23 protein-coding genes are annotated in these 20,123 nt (G+C 71.1%); 10 read left to right on the top strand and 13 right to left on the bottom strand.

Going from position 1 to position 20,123, the window contains the following annotated elements:
• Nucleotides 1-31: 31 nt before the first annotated feature.
• Together AAHM41_RS03555 and AAHM41_RS03550 are read left to right on the top strand one after the other, a co-directional pair.
• Nucleotides 32-835 carry an FAD-binding oxidoreductase gene (locus tag AAHM41_RS03555; RefSeq protein ID WP_342235133.1) on the top strand — a complete coding sequence of 268 codons (804 nt, stop codon included), beginning with the start codon at nucleotides 32-34 and terminating at the stop codon, nucleotides 833-835.
• 23 nt (nucleotides 836-858) lie between these two features.
• Nucleotides 859-1,824: a BBE domain-containing protein gene (locus AAHM41_RS03550; protein WP_342235132.1), complete on the top strand. Its 966-nt coding sequence runs from the start codon at nucleotides 859-861 to the stop codon at nucleotides 1,822-1,824.
• Nucleotides 1,825-1,937: 113 nt separating this feature from the next.
• Here the strand turns inward: AAHM41_RS03550 and hemA are convergent, their stop codons facing one another.
• Complete coding sequence (hemA, locus tag AAHM41_RS03545; RefSeq protein ID WP_342235131.1) at nucleotides 1,938-3,158, bottom strand: 5-aminolevulinate synthase; 1,221 nt, start codon at nucleotides 3,156-3,158, stop codon at nucleotides 1,938-1,940.
• A gap of 219 nt (nucleotides 3,159-3,377) precedes the next feature.
• On the opposite strand from hemA, the gene AAHM41_RS03540 reads away from it, so the two are divergent.
• From AAHM41_RS03540 to AAHM41_RS03530, 3 genes are all read left to right on the top strand, one after another.
• Entirely contained in the window at nucleotides 3,378-3,872 is a 495-nt protein-coding gene (locus AAHM41_RS03540) for a VOC family protein (protein WP_342235130.1), read from the top strand.
• Nucleotides 3,873-4,013: 141 nt separating this feature from the next.
• On the top strand, nucleotides 4,014-4,637 hold the full coding sequence (locus tag AAHM41_RS03535; RefSeq protein ID WP_342235129.1) for a TetR/AcrR family transcriptional regulator: 624 nt from the start codon (nucleotides 4,014-4,016) through the stop codon (nucleotides 4,635-4,637).
• 77 nt (nucleotides 4,638-4,714) lie between these two features.
• On the top strand, nucleotides 4,715-5,287 hold the full coding sequence (locus tag AAHM41_RS03530; protein WP_342235128.1) for a hypothetical protein: 573 nt from the start codon (nucleotides 4,715-4,717) through the stop codon (nucleotides 5,285-5,287).
• Here the strand turns inward: AAHM41_RS03530 and AAHM41_RS03525 are convergent, their stop codons facing one another.
• Nucleotides 5,288-6,493, bottom strand: a complete 1,206-nt coding sequence (locus AAHM41_RS03525; protein ID WP_342235127.1) for a M20 aminoacylase family protein — start codon at nucleotides 6,491-6,493, stop codon at nucleotides 5,288-5,290.
• A gap of 158 nt (nucleotides 6,494-6,651) precedes the next feature.
• Here AAHM41_RS03525 and AAHM41_RS03520 point away from each other — a divergent pair, with 158 nt between their 5' ends.
• Entirely contained in the window at nucleotides 6,652-7,590 is a 939-nt protein-coding gene (locus tag AAHM41_RS03520; RefSeq protein ID WP_342235126.1) for a ribokinase, read from the top strand.
• A 6-nt stretch (nucleotides 7,591-7,596) separates the two neighbouring features.
• On the opposite strand, the gene clpS is transcribed toward AAHM41_RS03520, so the two are convergent.
• Nucleotides 7,597-7,905 (bottom strand): ATP-dependent Clp protease adapter ClpS, encoded by a 309-nt coding sequence (gene clpS / locus AAHM41_RS03515; protein ID WP_342235125.1) that lies wholly within the window; start codon nucleotides 7,903-7,905, stop codon nucleotides 7,597-7,599.
• A gap of 195 nt (nucleotides 7,906-8,100) precedes the next feature.
• Between clpS and AAHM41_RS03510 the strand changes: the two genes are divergently transcribed.
• Nucleotides 8,101-9,273: a M20 aminoacylase family protein gene (locus AAHM41_RS03510; protein WP_342235124.1), complete on the top strand. Its 1,173-nt coding sequence runs from the start codon at nucleotides 8,101-8,103 to the stop codon at nucleotides 9,271-9,273.
• 115 nt (nucleotides 9,274-9,388) lie between these two features.
• On the opposite strand, the gene AAHM41_RS03505 is transcribed toward AAHM41_RS03510, so the two are convergent.
• Nucleotides 9,389-10,429, bottom strand: a complete 1,041-nt coding sequence (locus AAHM41_RS03505) for a TAXI family TRAP transporter solute-binding subunit (protein WP_342235123.1) — start codon at nucleotides 10,427-10,429, stop codon at nucleotides 9,389-9,391.
• Nucleotides 10,430-10,464: 35 nt separating this feature from the next.
• Complete coding sequence (locus AAHM41_RS03500) at nucleotides 10,465-11,385, bottom strand: LysR substrate-binding domain-containing protein (RefSeq protein ID WP_342235122.1); 921 nt, start codon at nucleotides 11,383-11,385, stop codon at nucleotides 10,465-10,467.
• Between the two features lie 135 nt (nucleotides 11,386-11,520).
• Here AAHM41_RS03500 and AAHM41_RS03495 point away from each other — a divergent pair, with 135 nt between their 5' ends.
• The 3 genes from AAHM41_RS03495 (at nucleotide 11,521) to AAHM41_RS03485 (ending at nucleotide 13,172) form a co-directional block, all read left to right on the top strand.
• The gene (locus AAHM41_RS03495; protein ID WP_342235121.1) at nucleotides 11,521-11,655 is read left to right on the top strand and encodes a hypothetical protein; all 135 of its coding nucleotides are present in this window, start codon (nucleotides 11,521-11,523) and stop codon (nucleotides 11,653-11,655) included.
• A gap of 71 nt (nucleotides 11,656-11,726) precedes the next feature.
• Nucleotides 11,727-12,437: a VWA domain-containing protein gene (locus AAHM41_RS03490; protein ID WP_342235120.1), complete on the top strand. Its 711-nt coding sequence runs from the start codon at nucleotides 11,727-11,729 to the stop codon at nucleotides 12,435-12,437.
• 9 nt (nucleotides 12,438-12,446) lie between these two features.
• The gene (locus AAHM41_RS03485) at nucleotides 12,447-13,172 is read left to right on the top strand and encodes a hypothetical protein (protein ID WP_342235119.1); all 726 of its coding nucleotides are present in this window, start codon (nucleotides 12,447-12,449) and stop codon (nucleotides 13,170-13,172) included.
• A gap of 3 nt (nucleotides 13,173-13,175) precedes the next feature.
• Here the strand turns inward: AAHM41_RS03485 and AAHM41_RS03480 are convergent, their stop codons facing one another.
• The 8 genes from AAHM41_RS03480 to AAHM41_RS03445 form a co-directional block, all read right to left on the bottom strand.
• Nucleotides 13,176-14,621 (bottom strand): DHA2 family efflux MFS transporter permease subunit, encoded by a 1,446-nt coding sequence (locus AAHM41_RS03480; RefSeq protein WP_342235118.1) that lies wholly within the window; start codon nucleotides 14,619-14,621, stop codon nucleotides 13,176-13,178.
• Between the two features lie 305 nt (nucleotides 14,622-14,926).
• Nucleotides 14,927-16,420 (bottom strand): carboxypeptidase M32, encoded by a 1,494-nt coding sequence (locus AAHM41_RS03475; protein WP_342235117.1) that lies wholly within the window; start codon nucleotides 16,418-16,420, stop codon nucleotides 14,927-14,929.
• Nucleotides 16,417-17,142 carry an SURF1 family protein gene (locus tag AAHM41_RS03470; protein WP_342235116.1) on the bottom strand — a complete coding sequence of 242 codons (726 nt, stop codon included), beginning with the start codon at nucleotides 17,140-17,142 and terminating at the stop codon, nucleotides 16,417-16,419. The genes AAHM41_RS03475 and AAHM41_RS03470 overlap by 4 nt, the downstream gene beginning before the upstream one ends.
• Nucleotides 17,143-17,153: 11 nt before the next feature.
• Nucleotides 17,154-17,501 carry a DUF983 domain-containing protein gene (locus AAHM41_RS03465; protein ID WP_342235115.1) on the bottom strand — a complete coding sequence of 116 codons (348 nt, stop codon included), beginning with the start codon at nucleotides 17,499-17,501 and terminating at the stop codon, nucleotides 17,154-17,156.
• 6 nt (nucleotides 17,502-17,507) lie between these two features.
• Nucleotides 17,508-18,389, bottom strand: coding sequence for a cytochrome c oxidase subunit 3 (locus AAHM41_RS03460; protein ID WP_342235114.1), 882 nt, complete (start codon nucleotides 18,387-18,389; stop codon nucleotides 17,508-17,510).
• 70 nt (nucleotides 18,390-18,459) lie between these two features.
• Nucleotides 18,460-19,059: a cytochrome c oxidase assembly protein gene (locus AAHM41_RS03455; RefSeq protein ID WP_342235113.1), complete on the bottom strand. Its 600-nt coding sequence runs from the start codon at nucleotides 19,057-19,059 to the stop codon at nucleotides 18,460-18,462.
• A gap of 1 nt (nucleotide 19,060) precedes the next feature.
• Nucleotides 19,061-19,207 (bottom strand): hypothetical protein, encoded by a 147-nt coding sequence (locus AAHM41_RS03450; protein ID WP_342235112.1) that lies wholly within the window; start codon nucleotides 19,205-19,207, stop codon nucleotides 19,061-19,063.
• 1 nt (nucleotide 19,208) lies between these two features.
• Nucleotides 19,209-20,123 (bottom strand): heme o synthase (locus tag AAHM41_RS03445; protein ID WP_342235111.1); only part of this gene is annotated, 915 nt, incomplete at its 5' end.

Below are 20,123 nucleotides of genomic sequence, written 5' to 3'. Positions count from 1 at the left end.
GGGCGGGTCCGTCCTGTGGGGGAGGGGGCTGATGATCCGGCGACACTGGCTGCGCGCGGCGATCGCGGCGATCTGCGGGCTCTTCGCGGCACGGTTGCCGGGCGCCGGCCTGGCGGCGGATCCGCCCGGCAACCGCGTCCGGCCTGGCGAGCCAGGCTGGCCCGACGCCGCCGCCTGGGAGCGGCTGAACCGTGCCGCCGGCGGTCGCCTGCTGGCGGTGCGCTCGCCGCTCGAGGCCTGCCGGGAGGCGCCGGCCGGCTGCGTCCGGCTGTTCGAGTCGCTCAGGAATCCCTATTACCTCGGCGACGAGCCCGGCCTGACCCAGACGCTGGGCTGGGTCGACGCCTGGACCTTGCGGCCCAGCGCCTATGCCGTCGCCGCGCAGACGGCGGGCGACGTCGCCGCCGCGGTCGATTTCGCCCACGAGCACCGGCTGCGGCTGGTGGTGAAGGGCGGCGGCCACAGCTACAAGGGCGCGTCCAACGCCGCCGATTCGCTGCTGGTCTGGACCCGGGCGATGAACGCCATCGAGGTTCATGACGACTTCGTCCCCGCCGGCTGCGCCGAGGCACCGGTGCCGGCCGTCTCGGTCGGGGCCGGGGCGATCTGGGGCCAGGTCTATGACGCCGTCACCACCCGCGTCGGCCGCTACGTCCAGGGCGGCGGCTGCCTGACCGTCGGCGTCGCCGGGCTGGTCCAGGCCGGCGGCTTCGGCAGCTTCTCCAAGGCCTATGGCCTGGCGGCGGCGAGCCTGCTGGAGGCCGAGGTCGTCACCGCCGACGGCGCGGCCGGATCGCCAATGCCTGCACCCATCCGGACCTGTTCTGGGCGCTGAAGGCCGGCGGCGCCGGCTTCGGCGTGGTCACCCGGCTGACCCTGCGGACCCACGCGCTACCGGAGGTCTTCGGCGGCGCCTTCGCGACGGTCCAGGCCACGTCGGATACCGCCTTCCGCCGGCTGATCGGCCTCACCCTCCGCTTCTGCGGCGAGGCGCTGGTCGACCCGCGCTGGGGCGAGCAGCTCCGCTTCCGGCCCAACAACACACTCGACATCGCCATGGTGTTTCAGGGGCTCGACCAGGCCGGGGCGGAGGCGATGTGGCGCCCGTTCCTCGACTCGCTGGCCGCGTCGCCACAGGAGTTCCGCGTCGTGTCGCCACTGCAGGTTCTTGCGGCGCCGGCCCGGCGCTTCTGGGACCCGGAGTTCCTCAAGTCGATCCCCGGCCTGGTGCTGGCCGACGACCGCCCCGGCGCGCCGGCGTCGAACATCTTCTGGGCGGGCAACCGGGAGGAGGCGGCGCAGGTGCTGCACGCCTACCAGTCCGCCTGGCTGCCCGCGGCGCTGCTGCAGCCGGACCGGCAGGACGGGCTGGCAGAGGCGCTGTTCGCCGCCTCGCGGCACTGGTCGGTGTCGCTGCATCTCAACAAGGGCCTGGCCGGCGCCCCGGCCGGGGCCCTGGCCGCCGCCCGCGACACGGCGATGAACCCGGCCGTGCTCGACGCCTTCGCGTTGGCGATCAGCGCGGCCGAGGGGCCGCCGGCCTATCCCGGCATCCCGGGCCATGAGCCGGACCTCGCCGCCGCGCGCCGCGACGCCGCCACGGTCGGCCGGGCGATGGGCGCGCTGCGGGCGATCCTGCCGTCGATCGGCTGCTATAGCGCGGAGAGCGACTATTTCGAGGCGGACTGGCAGCAGGCCTTCTGGGGGCCGAACCACGCCCGGCTGCTGGCGGTGAAGGACAAATATGACCCCGACGGCCTGTTCACCGCCCACCACACCGTCGGCAGCGAGCGCTGGAGCCCCGACGGCTTCACCCGGCGCTGAGGATTCCTCAGCGCTTCGGCGACTTTGACGGAGGCTTTCCGCGAGGCGGCGCCGGCGTCTTCACCCGCGGCCGGTCCCGCGCCGGGGGCGGCGAGGGCGGCTTGCGCGGCAGGTCAGGCTGCCGCGGCGGCGACGGGGATCGAGAGCGTCGACCAGACATCGCGCAGCGCCTCGACCAGCCGCGCCATCTGCAGGTCGTCATGCAGCGGCGTCGGGGTGATGCGCAGCCGTTCCGCGCCGCGCGGCACGGTCGGGAAGTTGATCGGCTGGACGTAGATCCGATGCCGGTCCAGCAGCAGGTCGCTGGCCGCCTTGCACAGCCGGGCGTCGCCGACGAAGACCGGCACGATGTGGCTGGCCGACGGCATCACCGGCAGGCCGGCGGCGCGCAAAAGACGCTTGAGCGTCGCCGCCCGCTCCTGGTGCCGTTCGCGCTCGGCGTTGCTGGCCTTGAGGTGGCGGATCGCGGCCAGCGCCCCGGCCGCCACCACCGGCGGCAGCGAGGTGGTGAAGATGAAGCCGGGGGCGTGGCTGCGCAGCGCGTCGACCAGCATGGACGAGCCGGCGACATAGCCGCCCATCACGCCGAAGGCCTTGCCCAGCGTGCCCTCGATCACGGTCAGCCGGCGGGTCAGCCCGTCGCGCTCGGCGATGCCGCCGCCGCGCGGCCCGTACATGCCGACGGCATGGACCTCGTCGAGATAGGTCATGGCACCATGGCGGTCGGCGACGTCGCAGATCTCGGCGATCGGCGAGATGTCGCCATCCATCGAATAGACGCTCTCGAATGCCACCAGCTTCGGCCGGTTCGCCGGGAATTCCGACATCAGCCGGTCCAGATCGGCCGGGTCGTTGTGGCGGAAGATCCGCTTCTCGCAGCCGGAATGGCGGATGCCGGCGATCATCGAGGCGTGGTTCAGCGCGTCGGAGAACACGACGCAGCCGGGGATCAGCTTCGCCAGGGTCGACAGGGAAGCATCGTTGGAGACGAAGCCGGAGGTGAAGAGAAGCGCCGCCTCCTTGCCATGCAGGTCGGCCAGCTCGGCCTCCAGCGCCCGGTGGTAGATATGGGTGCCGGAGATGTTGCGGGTGCCGCCGGCGCCGGCACCGCAGCGGTCCAGCGCCTCGTGCATCGCCGCCAGCACCGCCGGGTGCTGGCCCATGCCGAGATAGTCGTTCGAGCACCAGACGGTGACGTCCGGCGCACCGTCGAGGCCGTGATGGGCGGCGCGCGGGAAGGCACCGGCGTGGCGTTCGAGCTCGGCGAAGATGCGGTAGCGGCCCTCGGCCTTCAGGGTGTCGATCGCCGTCCGGAAGATGTTCTCGTAATCCATTCCACCGTCTCGCCGTGCCTCGGGCCGGGACCCGGGCGGAAAGTGTAGCGCATCTGTTGCCGCCGCGTGAAATGGCACCATAGTCGAACCGTGCCAAGAGGTGAGGCCCGGGGCGGCTTCGGCGGCGATCCGCCGCACGAGGCGAAAAAAGTTCTCCGCCCCTGTCGGGACGCGCCTCGCCCGTCCGTCCTCGGGGCATCATCAATGGAGGAGGCCGCCTTGGCCCAGTTCACCCAGAAGATCATGCCGTTCCTGTGGTTCCTCGACGGCAAGGCCGAGGAAGCGGCCGAATTCTATGTCTCGGTCTTCGACAATTCGTGGATCACTTCCGTCCTGCGCAACGGTGACACCATGTCGGGGCCGAACGGCACCGCCCTGACCGTCGGCTTCCAGCTCGAAGGCCAGGACTTCACCGCCATCAATGGCGGCGGGGATTTCAAGTTCTCCTGGGCGGTCTCCTTCGTCGTGCTCTGCGAAACCCAGGAGGAGGTCGACCGATACTGGGCCCGGCTGGTCGAGGGCGGCGGCGAGCACAAACAGTGCGGCTGGCTGCAAGACCGGTTCGGCCTGTCCTGGCAGATCACGCCGAAGATCCTGCTCGAGCGGACTCACGACCCCGACCCGGTGAAGGCGGTCCGGGCGTTCCAGGCGATGCTGCAGATGACCAAGATCGACATCGCCGCCATCGAGCGGGCCTATCGGGGCGACGCCTGACCGCATCGCTACGGGCGTAGCCATTCGGCGCTGGGGAAACCCGCCCGTTCATGCGACGAAGAGTGTCCCCGGCGGGCTTTGCGCCCGCCGGCTTCGGCGGCATGATCCCCAGGCGTGGGGTCGCAGGGACGGGCTGGTTCGATGACGGTGCAGGATGCGGCGGCGCGGATGGCGATGACCCCGCGCGGCCGGAAGAAGCGTGAGGCGATCCTCGACGCCGGGGTCAAGGTGTTCATGGCCGAGGGCTATGCCGCCAGCATGGACCGGGTGGCGGCGGAGGCCGGCGTCGCCAAGCAGACCCTGTACAGCCATTTCGGCAGCAAGGAGGGCCTGTTCCATGCCCTGTTCGACCGCTACAAGCAGCAGACGCTGCGGGTGTTCGACCCGACGGGCGACCTGGCGACCGAGCTCGCCGCCTTCGGCGAGGACCTGCTGCGCCGGATCTTCGATCCCGAGATCCTCGGCGTGCAGCGGCTGATGATCGCCCAGGCCGCCGCCTTTCCCGATCTGGCCCGCATCTTCTATGACGCCGGCCCCGGCCATGTGCGCACGACGCTGGCGGCGTTCCTGCGCAGCAGGATGGAGGCGGGCGCGTTGCGTCCCGACGATGCCGCGGCCGCGGCGGAGGATCTGATCGGGCTGCTGCAGGGCGGCCGGCGGCAGCGTTACCTGTTCGGGGTCGAGCCGGCGCCGGAGGCGGCCGAGCTGCGGGGCATGGCCGAACGGGCCGTGACGGTTTTTTTACGCGCCTATACTACACGTTAAGGTCTTGTTTCGGCCCCTTGTTTCGCCGCAATTGCTGCTTACCTCCGGGTGCGAAGGGGCACCGACGGAGGAAGCAGATGGCGAAGTTCCGCTATTGGGGCGTGTCGGTTCTCCTGAGCCTGGGCCAGGCCGACCTTGCCGTGGCAACGGAGCGGCCACCCTATGACGATGCCCTGGCCGCCTATCTCGGCTCGGCCCGCGCGGCCAATGACGACACCGCCCTGGCCCCGCTCTATTTCTACCGCCCCGACAGCTTTGCCCGGGTCACCTTCATCGGCCATGTCGCGCCGGATGCGGTGCCGTCCTGGCGCGGCGTCGCCATCGACGGTGTCTGGCAGCCGGCGGTGACGCCGGACGATCTCGCTCCGCTGCTGCTGCCCGACACCGGCTGGGCCGCGGCGGACGAGGCGACGCGCGAGGCGATCGCCGTGCGCTGGGTCGAGGAGATCGTGCTGGCCGGCGAGGTGGTGAAGAGCGGCGCCGACCTGGTGCCGCCCGCGCCGGACGGCGCCGTCGCCCCCGCCGCCGCCCGCACCCTGCCCGACGGCTCGATCGAGGTCAGCGGCTGGGTGTCGCATCTCAGCATCGCCGGCGAGATCGCCGACCCGTTCACCGTCCGGCTGGCGCCGGACGGGACGGTGCTGGCGTAGCTACCCCTCCACCCCCAGCTCCTGCCCCACCAGCGTGACCCAGTAGGTCGAGCCCAGTGCCAGGATCTCGTCGTTGAAGTCGTAATGCGGCGTGTGGACGTAGTGGTAGCTGCCGTCCGGCTTCACGCCGTTGCCGATCATGATGAAGGCGCCGGGCCGCTTCTCCAGCATGAAGGAGAAATCCTCGGCCCCGGTGATCAGCGGGATGCGGGTCGCGACCTTATCGTCGCCGACGATCCTGCCCGCCACGCCGGCGGCGATGTCGGTCTGCTCCGGATGGTTGACCAGAGTCGGGTAGCGGCGGTCGTAATGGACCGCGGCGGTGCAGCCATAGGTCGCCGCCAGACCTTCGGCGGTCTCGCGCAGCCGGCGTTCGATAGTGTCGCGCACCTGGGGCGAATAGCTGCGGGCGGTGCCGCTGACCACCACCTCGGGCGGGATGATGTTGGGCGATCCGGCCGCGCCGCCGGAGACGTGGCCGACGCTGATCACTGCCGGCTCGACCGACGGGATGTTGCGGCCGACGATGGCCTGCACCGCCAGGATGAAATGCGCCAGCACCACGGTCGGGTCGGTCGCCAGATGCGGGGCCGAGCCGCCATGGCCGCCGGTGCCGCCGAAGGTGACGGTCCAGGTGTCGGCCGCCGCCATCATCGGGCCGGGGCGGATGCCGAACTCGCCGACCGCGCGGCCGGGGTTGTTGTGCATGCCGTAGACGGCATCGGCCGGGAACCGGTCGAACAGCCCTTCCTCGACCATCAGCCGGCCGCCGCCCTGGCCCTCCTCGGCCGGCTGGAAGATGAAGTGCACCGTGCCGGCGAAGTCCCGGTTCTCCGACAAATAGCGGGCGGCGCCCAGCAGCATGGCGGTGTGGCCGTCATGGCCGCAGGCATGCATCTTGCCGGGCACGGTCGAGGCATAGGGCAGGCCGGTCTTCTCCTCGATGAACAGCGCGTCCATGTCGGCGCGCAGCGCCACCGCCCGGTTGCCGGGCCGGGTGCCCTTCAGCGTGCCGACCACGCCGGTCTTGGCGATGCCCTCATGGGTTTCGATGCCCAGGCCGCGCAGCGTCTTCGCCACCAGCGCCGCGGTGCGCACCTCCTCGAAGCCGGTCTCCGGATGGGCGTGGATATCGCGGCGGATGGCGATCAGCTCATCCTCGTAGCCCTTGATCTCGGCCAGGATGTCCTTCGGCTCGGCGGTCACGGTCGTCCCTCTCGGTTGGTCACTGCAATTGGGAAGGAGCCGAGCTTTGCAGGTTTTTCGGCCTGCGCCCAGGGTTGGCGGGCAACTCATGTGCACATCGGTTGCGTTCCGGCCCGCGCCGCGCCAGGATCGCCCGCTTTGTCGGGGAGGACCGCCGCGTGATCCTGGATTTCGGCTCGATCAACATGGATTTGGTGATGGCGGTGGCGGCGCTGCCGCGGCCGGGCGAGACCGTGCTGTGCGACGGCTACGTCACCAAGCCCGGCGGCAAGGGGTCGAACCAGGCGGTGGCGGCGGCGCGGGCCGGGGCACGGGTGGCGATGGCCGGCGCGGTCGGCGACGACGGCTTCGGCCAGGTGATGCGCGCGACCCTGGCCAAGGAGGGCATCGACACCGGCCTGATCGCCACCAGCGACCGGCCGACCGGCGTCGCCTATATCTGCGTCGATGCCAAGGCCGAGAACTTCATCGCCGTCGGCAGCGGCGCCAATCTCGCGGTTCGCGCCGACCAGGTGCCCGATGACCGCCTGACACCCGATACCCTCCTGATCCTGCAGATGGAGCTGCCGCCGGAGCAGAACTGGGCGCTGCTGCAGCGCGCCCGGGCCCGCGGCTGCCGTGCCATCCTCAACGTCGCCCCGGCCGCTGCGGTGCCCGAGGCGGCGCTGCGCGACCTCGACCTGCTGGTGGTGAACGAGCACGAGGCGCTGGCGATCGCCGGCGGGCTCGGCCTCGACACGTCCAGCCCCCGGGCCGCAGCCCAGGCGCTGAGCGGCCGCATAAACCTGACCTGCGTCGTCACCCTCGGCGGTGAAGGCGCGATCGCGGTTGGCCCCAATCTTGGCGATTGGAATGCCGGTTTCGCCGTGCCGGCGCTGCCGATCCAGCCGGTCGACACCACCGGCGCCGGCGACACCTTCACCGGCGTGCTGGCGGCCGGGCTCGACGCCGGGCTGCCGCTCGACCAGGCGCTGCGCCGGGCCTCGACCGGCGCCGCCCTGGCCTGCCTCGCCCTCGGCGCGCAGGAAAGCATGCCGACCGCCGCGGCGATCGACGCCGCCCTGCCGCGGCTGGGCCCGACCACGCCGATCGGCTGAGCGGTCCTACGTCTCTTCCGGCTCGGTCGTGAACAGCAGCGGATAGCCCAGCTTGCGGGCGGCATCCGTTGCCCGCGTCGCCTTGGTCTCGGCGATCTCCTTGGGATAGACCGCGATGACGCAGACGCCGCGCCGATGCGCCGTCATCATCACCCGATAGGCCTGGTCCTCGCTCATCCGGAACTCGCCCTTCAGCACCACGACCACGAATTCGCGCGGCGTGTAGTCGTCGTTCAGCAGGATGACCTTGTGCAGCCGCGGCCGCTGGGTCTTCGGCCGGGTGTCGATGCGGGGCTTGGTCGTGAAGTCGCTCATCGGCTGCTCCTGGCTGGCGCAGCTACGGAAGACGGCCGCAGCTTGTCACGCTCGGCGCCGCCCGTCCACCGCCCGGGGCAGCGGCCGGTTGCCGCGCGAATGACCCCTGCGCCGCCGCGCCGGGTTGCCCCGGCGGCGCGGACGGACCAGTATCGGAGTTTCGCCATCCCAGCCAGCGCAAGACGAGACCGACCGATGCCCGTCATCAATTCGATCGCCGCCCGCAAGGAGGAGATGACCGCCTGGCGGCGCGACCTCCACGCCCATCCCGAACTCGGCTTCGAGGAGGTGCGGACCTCGGCCATCGTGGCGGAGAAGCTGGCCTCCTGGGGCATCGAGGTGCATCGCGGCCTGGCCAAGACCGGGGTCGTCGGCGTGCTCAAGGGGCGGACCGACAGCGGCCGCACCATCGGCCTGCGCGCCGACATGGATTGCCTGCCGATGGACGAGGTCAACGACTTCGCCCACAAATCGACCGTGCCCGGCAGGATGCATGCCTGCGGCCATGACGGCCACACCACCATGCTGCTCGGCGCGGCGCAGTACTTGGCCGAGACGCGGAACTTCGACGGCACCGTGCACTTTATTTTCCAGCCGGCCGAGGAAGGCGGCGGCGGCGGCGACGTGATGATCAAGGAGGGGCTGTTCGACCGCTTCCCCTGCGACGAGGTCTACGGCCTGCACAACTGGCCGCTGCTGCCGGCCGGCACGGTCGGGGTGCGGCCCGGCCCGATGATGGCGGCGGCCGACATGTTCGAGATCATGATCCGCGGCGTCGGCGGCCATGCCGCGATCCCGCAGACCGCCAAGGACCCGGTGGTGATCGCGGCCCAGCTGGTCGGCGCGCTGCAGACCCTGGTCAGCCGCAACACCAACCCGATGGATTCGGCGGTGCTGTCGATCACCCAGATCCACACCGGCAGCACCCACAACGTGATCCCGGACGAGGCCTATCTGAACGGTACGGTGCGGACCTTCCGGCCCGAGGTGCAGGAGATGATGGTCGCCGGCATCCGGCGGATCGTCGACGGCATCGCCGCCGCCTTCGACGTCGCGATCGAGATCGACTACCAGTACGGCTACCCGGCGACGGTGAACCATGCCGAGCAGGCCGAGACCGCGGCGCGGGTGGCGGAGATGGTGGTCGGCGAGGGCAATGTCCAGCGCGACGTCGAGCCGTCGCTGGGCGGCGAGGACTTCGCCTATCTGCTGAACGCCCGGCCGGGCGCCTATCTGTTCCTCGGCCAGGCCGGCGGCGCCTCGGGGGCGATGATCCACAACCCGCATTACGACTTCAACGACGAGATCCTGCCGGTCGGCGCCTCGCTGCTGGCGGGCCTGGTCGAGAGCCAGCTGAAAGCAGGATAGTCCCGAACCGTCATGGCGAGCCCCGAAGGGGCGTGGCCATCCAAGGGGCCGGTGTCGCTGGATCGCCACGTCGCTTCGCTCCTCGCGATGACGATCTATGGTCCGTTGATCGATCCTACCGCACCTGGTCCGCCGGCACCGTGACGCCCTGCGCGGCCCAGGCCGCGGCGGCGCCGCGATGGAAGGGCAGGGCGCGGTTGGTCAGCGGGTCGAGCGCCGGCGAGGCTTCGAAGCCGGCGGCCTCGGCCAGCGGTGCCGCCTCGCCGACCGCGATCTCGGTGGCGCGGCGGGCTACATCCTCCGGCAGCGCATCGGTCGCGACCAGCCAGGTCCACATTCCGGCGCTGGGTGGCAGCGGCTGCGGCGGCAGGGCTGCCGGAGCCGGCACCGCGGCGGGATCCGTCGCGGCAGCCGGATCGGCGGCCGGAGCCGGGGCGGACGGCGGTGCGGGCGGCAGCGGTACCGCGGCGGCGGCCACGCCCGGGATCGCGCCGGCCACCCGGGCGATCTCGGCGACCGTCAGGCCGAAGGTCACGGCCGGCTGCCCCGGCGGCAGGGCGAAGGGCTCGAGGCCGGTGACCGCGACCGCATCGATCTTCTTGTCGGTGAACTGCTTCGCCACCTCGGTCAGCGGCAGGCGCCGCAGCGTCGCCGCGATGCCCAGCGCCTTCAGCATCGGCTCGGTCAGGGCGTCGTCGGTGGCCAGCGCCACCCGCTTGCCGGCAAGGTCGGAGGCGCTGACGATGCCGCCGCCCGCCGGCGCTACGAAGCGCAGCACCGCGGCCGGCGCCACCGGCGCCAGGGCGCGCAAATGGTCGAACTTCAGTCCCGGTGCCATCGGGCTGCTGCCGCCCCAGGCCGCGGCGGCGACGTCGAGCGAGACGAGGCCGATCGCCACCCGGCCGCTCTGCAGCAGCGCTGTGTTCGGCAGGGGGCCGGCGGTGATCGCCTCCGACACCGGCTGGCCGGCTTCCGCCTTCAGCCGCTCGACGAAGGCGTTGCCCCAGCGCCCGAGCGGGGAGTTGACCGGGGCGGTGGCGACGATGATCTCGCGGGGCGTGGCGCTCGTGCCCTGTGCCTGGGCGCCCGGGGCAGCGAGGCCGAGGAGGAAGGCGGCGGCCAGGCCGGCGAGGAGGGGGGCGCGCGAAGAAGGCATCGTCGATCCGGAATGGTGAGGCACCGGTGGTGAGGCTAGCGGTCGGGCGCGCTTTCCGCCAGAAGCCAGCTCCGGAACGCCGCGATGCGGGACTCGTTGCCGGGCGCGCTGCGCCAGCGGATCACCTGGTGGCGGCTGCGCAGCTCCAGCTCCGGCCCGAAGGGGCGGACCAGCCTTCCCTCGGCCAGCGCCGCCCGGATCAGCTGCTCGCGGCCGAGCGCGACCCCGACCCCGTCCAGCGCCGCCGCCAGCACCAGGGTGAAATGGCTGAGGCGGATGCCGCTGCGGCGCGGCTGGTCCGCCACGCCCAGCCGCTCCAGCCACGGCTCCCAGCTCAGGGTCGAGCGCGGCGACGGCGCCTCGTCGCACTCCTCGTGCAGCAGGGTCACCAGGGCCAGGTCCGCCGGGGACCGGAGCAGCGGCAGCAGCGCCGGGCTGCACACCGGGTAGATCCGCTCCTCGAACAGCACCGCCTCGCCCTCCGGCTGCAGCGGCCGGTCCGCCTCGCGGCTCAGCACGGCGAGGTCGAGCTCGTCCTCCTCCAGGTCCGGGTTGCGCATCGCCATCGACAGCCGCACCTCGATCTCCGGATGCGCGGCGGCGAAGCGGCCGAGGCGCGGCACCAGCCAGCCGGTGGCGAAGGCGCCGCCGGCGCCGACCCGCAGCACGCCGCCGCGGCCGCAGCGCTTGGTGGTGGCCACGGCGGCGCCCAGCCGCTCCAGCGCCGCCCGAACCTCCGGCGCCAGTTGCGCCCCGGCCTCGGTCAGGGCGATGCCGGGATTCAGCCGCTTGAACAGCCGCACGCACAGGTCGGATTCGAGCGAGCGGATCTGGTGGCTGACCGCACTCTGGGTCACCGCCAGCTCGGCCGCCGCCCGGGTGAAGCTGAGATGCCGGGCCACGCTGTCGAAGGTGCGCAGCGCCGCCAGCGGCAGGTGTGGAGTTGCGTCACCCATTAGTCCTGCTCATGCCGAAGCGAGAAGCCATCATTCGCCATGGCCTTCCAGCATACCTAGGTTTGGACCGATCGGAGATCATGATGATTCTGTCTCATGGATCAGTGATCCCAGCAAGCCTCGGAGTGCACGGCCATGACCCTCGCCCTGACCCGGACCTCCCGCCGCCCCTTCCGCTTCCTGCCGCGCTGGCTGTGGACGCCGCGTCCAACCCCGCGGTCTGTCGAGACGCTGCCGGATTCGCTGCGCCGGGATGTCGGCCTGATCTGACGGTTCGCGACCCGTTCCGATTGGATTTCCGCCCGCCGGTCCCCATCATTATCAGTGATGGACACGAAGTCATGACCGGCCCCGACGACAAGCTTCCCGCCGGCCGGAACCGGTCGGAGGTCGACGCCTTCCTGCGCCGGGTGGCGGCGACGCCGGCGCGGCGCGAGGACGGGCGGCGCGGCCGGCTGATCTTCGCGCTCGACGCGACCCAGAGCCGCGAGGACACCTGGGACCGCGCCTGCCGCCTGCAGGGCGAGATGTTCACCGAGACCGCGGCGCTGGGCGGGCTCGACTTGCAGCTGGTGTTCTATCGCGGCTTCGGCGAGTGCAAGGCCACGGCCTGGGTCTCCGACGGCGTCGAGCTGGCGCGGCTGATGAGCAAGGTGCGCTGCCGGGCCGGCGAGACCCAGATCGGCCGGGTGCTGTCCCATGCCGAGGCGGAGGCCGGGCGCGGCAAGGTCGACGCCCTGGTCTTCGTCGGTGACGCCTTCGAGGAATCGCTCGACCCGGTCTGCGCTCAGGCCGGGCGGCTGGCGCTGCGCGGCGTGCCGGTGTTCCTGTTCCATGAAGGCCCCGACCCGCTGGCCGCCCGTGCCTTCCGCGAGATCGCGCGGCTGACCCGCGGCGCCTATTGCCCGTTCGATGCCTCGAGCCCGGGCCAGCTGCGCGACCTGCTGGCGGCCGTCGCGGTCTATGCCGCCGGCGGCCGCCCGGCGCTGGAGGATCTCGGCCGCCGCCGCGGCGCCGCGGTCACGGCGCTGATCGGGCGGATGGGAGGTTAGGCCGCCACCGTGCTCCAGCTTCTCATCCTGGTCCTGGCGCTCGGCATCGGGCTGCCGCTGCTCGCCCGCTGGTTCGCCAACACCGAGCCGCAGAAGGTGGTCCGCGGCGCGCGCTGGGGCGGCATCGTGCTCCTGGCCGGGCTCGGCCTGTTCCTGCTGCTGACCGGGCGGCTTTCCGGCCTCCTCGCCGTGCTCGGCGCGCTCCTGCTGTGGCTGCAGCGCCTGTCGCCGCTCCTGATCCAGGGATTGCCCTGGTTCCTGCGCTGGCGCCGCGCCCGCCAGACCGCGGCCGGCCCGACGCCCGGCGGGGCCTCGCGGCTGAAGACGCGCAGCCTCGACATCCAGCTCGACCACGGCAGTGGGGCGATGGACGGCTATGTCCTGCGCCCCGGCCCGGCGGAGGGGCGCAGCCTGGCCTCGCTGCCGCTGCCGGCGCTGCTGCGCCTGCTGTTCGAGTGCCGCGCCGACGACCCCGATTCGGCCCGGGTGCTGGAGACCTATCTCGACCGCCGCTTCGGCCCGGACTGGGCCAAGCAGGACGGGGTCGGCCCGCGCGGGGCGGAGATGTCGGAGGCGGAGGCCTACGCCTTGCTCGGCCTGCCCGCCGGCGCCTCGCCCGCGGCGGTGAAGGCGGCGCATCGGCGGATGATGAAGCGGCACCACCCGGACCGCGGCGGCTCGGCCGACATGGCGGCCAAGCTCAACGCCGCCCGTGACCGGCTGCTCGGGACCTGAGGATCATTCCCCCGGCGCGACCCGGGGAGACCCTTCCGCCGGTGCCACCGGGGCGACGGCGTGGCCCGAGACCTCGGCCCCGGCATCGGGGGCCAGGCGCAGGAACATCAGCACCGAGCCCAGCGACAGCAGGCCGACCGCGAGGAAGGCCCAGGAGAAATCGGCCGCCTGCAATTCGGCGCCGCTGCGCAGCAGCAGCGCCAGGTTCAGCAGCACTGCGCCGGTGGCGACGCCCAGGCTGGCCGACAGCTGCTGCGCCGTGCTCGAGAAGCTGGAGGCGCGGCTCATCTTCTGCGGCGGGATGTCGGCGAAGGCCAGGGTGTTCAGGCTGGTGAACTGCAGCGACCGGAAATAGCCGCCGGCCAGCAGCAGCGCCATGATCAGCAGATGCGGCGTGTCCGCCCGGAACAACGCATAGCCCATCAGGAAGATCGAGCTGACCGCCGCGTTCCACACCAGCACCCGGCGGAAGCCGAGGCCGCGGATGATCCGGGCTGCCGTCATCTTCATGCACAGCGCGCCGGCGGCGCTCATGAAGGTCAACAGGCCGGATTCGAACGGGGTCATGCCGAAGCCCAGCTGCAGCATCAGCGGCAGCAGGAACGGGATCGCGCCGATGCCGATGCGGAAGATGGTGCCGCCGACCAGCGAGATCCGGAAGGTGCGGACATGCAGCAGCTTCAGGTCGAGAATCGGCGACGGCACCCGGTGGGCGTGCCGGACATAGGCCCAGATCAGCAGTGCGCCGAAGATCAGCAGGCCGAAGGTCGCCGGCAGCGGCAGGATCGACCGGCCGAGCGTCTCGAAGCCGAACACCAGGCAGGCCAGGGCGGTGCCGGTCATCAGCAGGCCCCAGCCGTCGAGCGGCGGCCTTTCCTCCTCGCGCACGTCGTCGATGAACAGAGTGACCAGGATCACGCCGATGATCCCGATCGGCACATTGATGAAGAAGATCAGCCGCCAGGAGCTGTAGGTGGCGATGAAGCCGCCCAGCGGCGGGCCCAGCACCGGGCCCAAGAGGGCCGGGGTGGTGAAATAGGCCATCGCCCGGACCAGCTCGGATTTCGAGACGCTGCGCAGCAGCACCAGCCGGCCGACCGGCACCATCATCGCCCCGCCGATGCCCTGGACCACCCGGGCGCCGACCAGCTCGGCGGTCGAGTTCGACAGGCCGCACAGCACCGAGCCGATGGTGAAAACGATGATCGCCGCCCGGAACACGGTCTTGGCGCCGAACCGGTCGGCGATCCAGCCGCTGGCCGGGATGAAGACCGCGAGGCTGAGCAGGTAGGAGGTGATGGCGAGGCTGAGATGCAGCGGGTCGGTGCCGAAGGAATGGGCGATGTTCGGCAGCGCCGTCGCGATCACCGTGGAATCGAGATTCTCCATGAACAGCGCGCAGGCGATGATCAGGGGGACCAGCACCTGGCGCGGAAGGCGGGTCGTCATGTCTCAAGGCCGCGGCAGCGCGGCCCCCTCGGGCGGCGGGATTCCGACTCAACTCGTCTGATGAGACGAAATCCTGCGCGTCGAACCCGCATTGGAGGCATGCAAGTTTCGGGCGTCAGGCCCCCATGGGCCATCCCGTGAGGCCACTCGGGCCACAATCCCGCTGGCGTGCGCTCCAAACCAACCTTCAATTGTCATCCTCGGGCTTGACCCGAGGATCCAGGGGCCACCCAGAGTGGCATCGACAGTCTCTGGATTGCCGGGTCAAGCCCGGCAATGACAGTTTAAGATTGGAGCCGTTCTTCTTACCCCTCACTGCCATAACGCCGGCGCAGATGCGCCTTGAACACGGCGGCGTCGAGCGGCCGGCCGGTGGCGCGGGTCAGGAGCTCGTCGGTCTCCCAGCGAGAGCCCTGGCCGTGGATGTTGGCGCGCAGCCAGCCGACCAGCGGCGCGAAGTCGCCGCGGCCGATCGCGGGCAGAATGTCCGGCTCGGCCCGGTTGGCGGCGTCGAAGATCTGCGCCGCGGTCATCGCGCCCAGCGTGTAGGTCGGGAAATAGCCCCAGCCGCCGCTCGGCCAGTGGATGTCCTGCAGGCAGCCCAGCCGGTCGTTCGGCGGCACCACGCCCAGCAGCGCCTGCATGCCGTCGTTCCAGGCGGCGGGCAGGTCGGCCAGCGGCAGCTCGTCGGCGATCATCGCCTTCTCCAGCCGGTAGCGCAGGATGACATGGGCGGGGTAGGTGACCTCGTCGGCGTCGACCCGGATGAAGCCGCGCTCGACCCGGGTGTAGTGGCGCCACAGCGCCTCCGCCTCCCAGGCCGGGCCGCTGCCGGCGAAGGCGTCGCGCATCCGCGGCGTGGCGAAGGTGATGAACTCGCGGCTGCGGCAGGCCTGCATCTCCATCAGCAGCGACTGGCTCTCATGCAGGCTCATGCCGCGGGCCTGGCCGACCGGCTGGCTCATCCAGGCCTGCGGCCGGCCCTGCTCGTAGAGGGCATGGCCGGTCTCGTGCAGCACGCCCATCAAAGCGCGGGTGAAGTCGGTCTCGTCGTAGCGGGTGGTGATGCGGACGTCGTTGTCGCCGCCGCCGCAGAAGGGGTGGGTGGACACGTCCAGCCGCCCGCGCTCGAAATCGTAGCCCAGCACGCCCATCATGGCGACGCCCAGCGCCCGCTGCGACTCGACCGGGAACAGGCCCTCCGGCCGCGGCGTCGCCGGCCGGCGCGCCTGGGCCGCCAGCACCTCCTCGGTGAAGCCGGGCAGGAAGTCGGCGAGGTCGTCGAACAGCGCGTCGATCCGCTCCGACCGGCCGCCGGGCTCGTAGTCGTTCAGCAGGGCGTCATAGGCCGACAGGCCCAGCGCCTCGCCCTTGGCGCGGCCGATCTCGCGCTGCAGCCGCAGCACTTCCTGCAGCTTCGGCAGCAGCGACGCGAAGTCAGAATCGGCACGGGCCTGGCGCCACGCCATCTCGCAGGCCGAGATCGCCTTGCTCGACGCCTCGACCAGGTCGGACGGCACCACGGTCTGCACCGTCCACAGCCGCCGGATCTCGCGCAGATTGGCGCGCTCCCACTCGCCCAGCGCATTATCGGCCTCGGCCTCGGGCAGCCAGTCGGACAGGCGCGGATCGGTGACCATGCCGTGGCGCAGCACCTGCAGCAGCGCCAGGCTCTCCGCCCGGGTCTCGGCGGCGCCCCTCGGCATCATCGTGGCGTTGTCCCAGTCGAGGATGCCGATGGCGTTGGACAGCGCGGCGATGCGGCCGAAATGGGCGGCGATCTCGGCATAGGCGGTCATGCGTCGGTTCCTTTCCGGGTGGCGCGGCCGCGCCGCAGATGGTGCAGCAGGTAGATCGCGACCAGCATGAAGGCAAAGCTGAACCAGGTGATCGCGTATTCGAGATGGTCGTTCGGCAGATCGACCTTGGTCTGGCCGCCGACCGGGGGGCGGCCCCGATCCGGGCCCGCCGCCTGCTCGATCACCACCGGCGCCGCCGCGCCCAGCCCGGCCGCGGCGGCCATCGCCGGCAGGTCGGCCCAGAACCATTCATTGGTGGCCGGGCTGTTGTCGGGCTGCATCCAGCCCTGGGGCAGGGGGCGGCGGGCGACGCCCTCGACCGTCACCGTGCCGTCCGGCGGCGGGCCATAGGCGGCGGGCTTGCCGTCGGGGCCGAGCGGCACCCAGCCGCGGTTGACCATGACCGCCGGGCCGCCATCGTCGCGGAGCAGCGGCGTCACCACCTGGATGCCGGCGGCGCCGTCATTCACCCGGGCCAGCAGCCGGAAGGCGTGGGCGGCGTCGAAGCGGCCGGTGACGGTGACGTGGCGATAGTCGAAGCCGGGATCGATCTCGGCCGGCAGCGGCGCCGGCGGGGCGGCCAGGCCGCGCTCGATCCGGTCGATCAGGTCGGTCTTCCAGGCCAGGCGCTCGAGCTGCCAGACGCCGAGCCCGAGCATCAGGGCGAGGGCGGGGATCAGGAAGACGGTCGGCCAGAATTCCGGCCGGAAACGCGATGCCATTGCGGGGGCTCTCAGCCGCCGGAGCGGCGGTGCCGGTACTGCAGCGCCACGACATAGGCCTTGGCTGGGCGGATCAGAAGGGCGGTGAGCAGGACGAGGAGGACGGCGCCGATCGCGACCGGGGCCCAGTCGGGCAGGTCGAAGGCGAAGCCGAGCCAGAGGGTCAGCGGCACCATGGTGAAGCCGAGGATGAAGATCAGGAAGACGGCGGGGCCGTCACCGGAATCGACCTCCGAGAGGTCGAGGTCGCAGACCGCGCAGCGGTCGGCGACCGTCAGGAAGCCCTTGAACAGGGCACCCCGGCCACAGCGCGGGCATTTGCAGCCCAGCGCCGCGGCCAGGGGAGAGACCGGAGCCACCGAGGCTCAGTGCGCCGCGACGGCGCCGCCATGGCCGCCCCACCAGTAGATGGCGACGAACAGGAACAGCCAGACCGCGTCGACGAAGTGCCAGTACCAGGCGGCGGCCTCGAAGCCGAAATGGCTGTCCTTGGTGAAGTCGCCGCGCGCCGTCCGGAACCAGCACACCGCCAGGAAGATGGTGCCGACCAGCACATGGAAGCCGTGGAAGCCGGTGGCCATGTAGAAGGTCGACGCGAAGACGCCGTCGCGGAAGCCGAATTCGGAGTGGGTGTATTCCCACAGCTGGATGCAGGTGAAGATGGCGCCGAGGAGCACGGTGATGCCGAGCGCCTTCGCCGCCTCCTTCATGTTGCCTTCGACGATCTCGTGATGCGCCCAGGTGACGGTGCAGCCCGACAGCAGCAGCACCAGGGTCATCAGCAGCGGGAAGTGGAAGGCGTCGACAGGGGTGATGCCCTTGGGCGGCCACACGCCTCCGGTCGCCGCGACCCGGCCGTACTGCGCCGCCTCGCCGACGAACAGGCTGGAGTCGAAATAGGCCCAGAAGAACGCGACGAAGAACATCACCTCCGAGGCGATGAACAGCATCATGCCGTAGCGCAGGCCCAGCTTCACCACCGGGGTGTGCAGCTTGCGGAAGGTGGCTTCCTTGATCACGTCGCGCCACCAGCCGAACATCACCGCCAGCACGCCGAGGAATCCGGCGATCAGCAGCGCCGGCCCTTCGTCATGCATGAACAGGACGCCGCCGATCGCCATGCAGCCGGCCGCGAGCGAGCCGAGCAGGGGCCATGGGCTGGGGTCGACCAGATGATAGGGATGCGGAACCGCGTTCAGTTCGTAGCTCGTCTCGTGCCTGTCGGCATGGACGTCGGTGCTGCTCATCCTCGTGCCCCTCTCGGTCTCTCGTCCGATATCCGCTTCGGTGTTCCGCCCTGGTGCTGCCGGCAGGCCGTCAGCCGTCGTTCTTGGCCGCACGATAATAGGCGGCCACCGCATTCTCCAGCGCCTTCGAGCGCTGGCCGTAGAAGGTGTAGGACAGGGTGATGGTGCGCACGTCGCTCAGGTTCGGCTGCGCGTCCATCGCCGCGTCGACATAGAAGTAGACCGGGAACTCCACCGTCTCGCCCGGCTGGATGATCTGCTCGGTGAAGCAGAAGCACTGCACCTTCGAGAAGTAGAGCCCGACCTTGTCCGGCGTCACGTTGTAGACCGCCTGGCCGGCGGTCGGCTCGGTGGCGGTGCTGGTGGCCTGGAAGTAGATCAGCGCCGGCTCGCCCAGCCGGACCTCGACCTCGCTCTGCTCGGCCTTGAAGGTCCAGGGCAGGCCGGCATCGGTGTTGGCGACGAAGCGGACCCGCACCTTGCGGTCCAGCACCTTGCCGGACACCGAATCGGCGACCTGTGTGGTGCCGCCATAGCCGGTGACCTGGCAGAACAGCCGGTACAGCGGCGATGAGGCGAAGGCCAGCACGCCCATCGAGAAGGCGACGCCGCACAGTGTGGTCAGGATGAGGCGGTTGCGGCGCCGGATCTTCGGATCCAGGTCGGCCATGCTAGCCCCCCTTCATCTTGACGATGGTGATCACGAAGATCAGCGCCACCCAGGCCAGCAGGCCGAGGGCCAGGGCCAGGTTGCGGCCACGCAGGCGGCGCCTCGCGTCGGGCGCCGCCGCCGGGGTCGGGGTCGAACGGCTGGCCATCTCAGAGATGCACCGCGGTGTGGTCGACGATCAGCAGGCCGAAGATCGCGAACAGGTAGAAGATCGAGAAGCCGAACATCTGCTTGGCGGCGCGGTGGTTGGTGGCCGTGCCGTCCTCGCGCAGCACCCGCACGGCGCACAGGATGAACAGCGCGCCGAGCAGCGCGGCGCCGATGCCGTAGGTCAGCCCGGCGGTGCCGACCAGCCAGGGGCCGAGGCCGAGCGGGAACAGGGCCAGGGTGTAGGCCAGCATCTGGCGCTTGGTCTCGCGCGCGCCGGACACCACCGGCAGCATCGGCACCCCGGCCTTGGCGTATTCCTCGCTGCGGAACAGCGCCAGCGCCCAGAAATGCGGCGGGGTCCACATGAAGATCAGGGCGAACAGCAGCATCGACGGCACGCTGATGTCGCCGGTCACGGCGGCCCAGCCGATCATCGGCGGGAAGGAGCCGGCGGCGCCGCCGATCACGATGTTCTGCGGCGTCCGCCGCTTCAGCCAGATGGTATAGACGAAGACGTAGAAGGCCGAGGCCGAGGCCAGGACCAGGGCGGCGACCCAGTTGACCGCCAGCCCCATCACCAGCACGGCGGCGACCGACAGGAACACGCCGAAGGCCAGCGCCTCGGACGGCGCGATGCGGCCGCGCACGATCGGCCGGCCGCAGGTCCGGCTCATCACCGCGTCGATATCGCGGTCGTACCACATGTTGATCGCCCCGGCCGCGCCGGCACCGACGGCGATGCACAGCACGGCGGTGGCGGCCAGGACCGGATGCAGATGGCCCGGCGCCGCGATCAGCCCGGCGATGCCGGTGAAGACGACGAGCGTCATCACCCGCGGCTTCAAGAGCGCGAGATAGTCCTGCCAGGTGGCGCCGCCTTCGGCCTCGGCCGCGGCGGTTCGGGCTGTCCGGTC

It is taken from the genome of Inquilinus sp. OTU3971, assembly GCF_038440215.1.
This window is presented reverse-complemented; position numbering and strand designations above follow the sequence as displayed.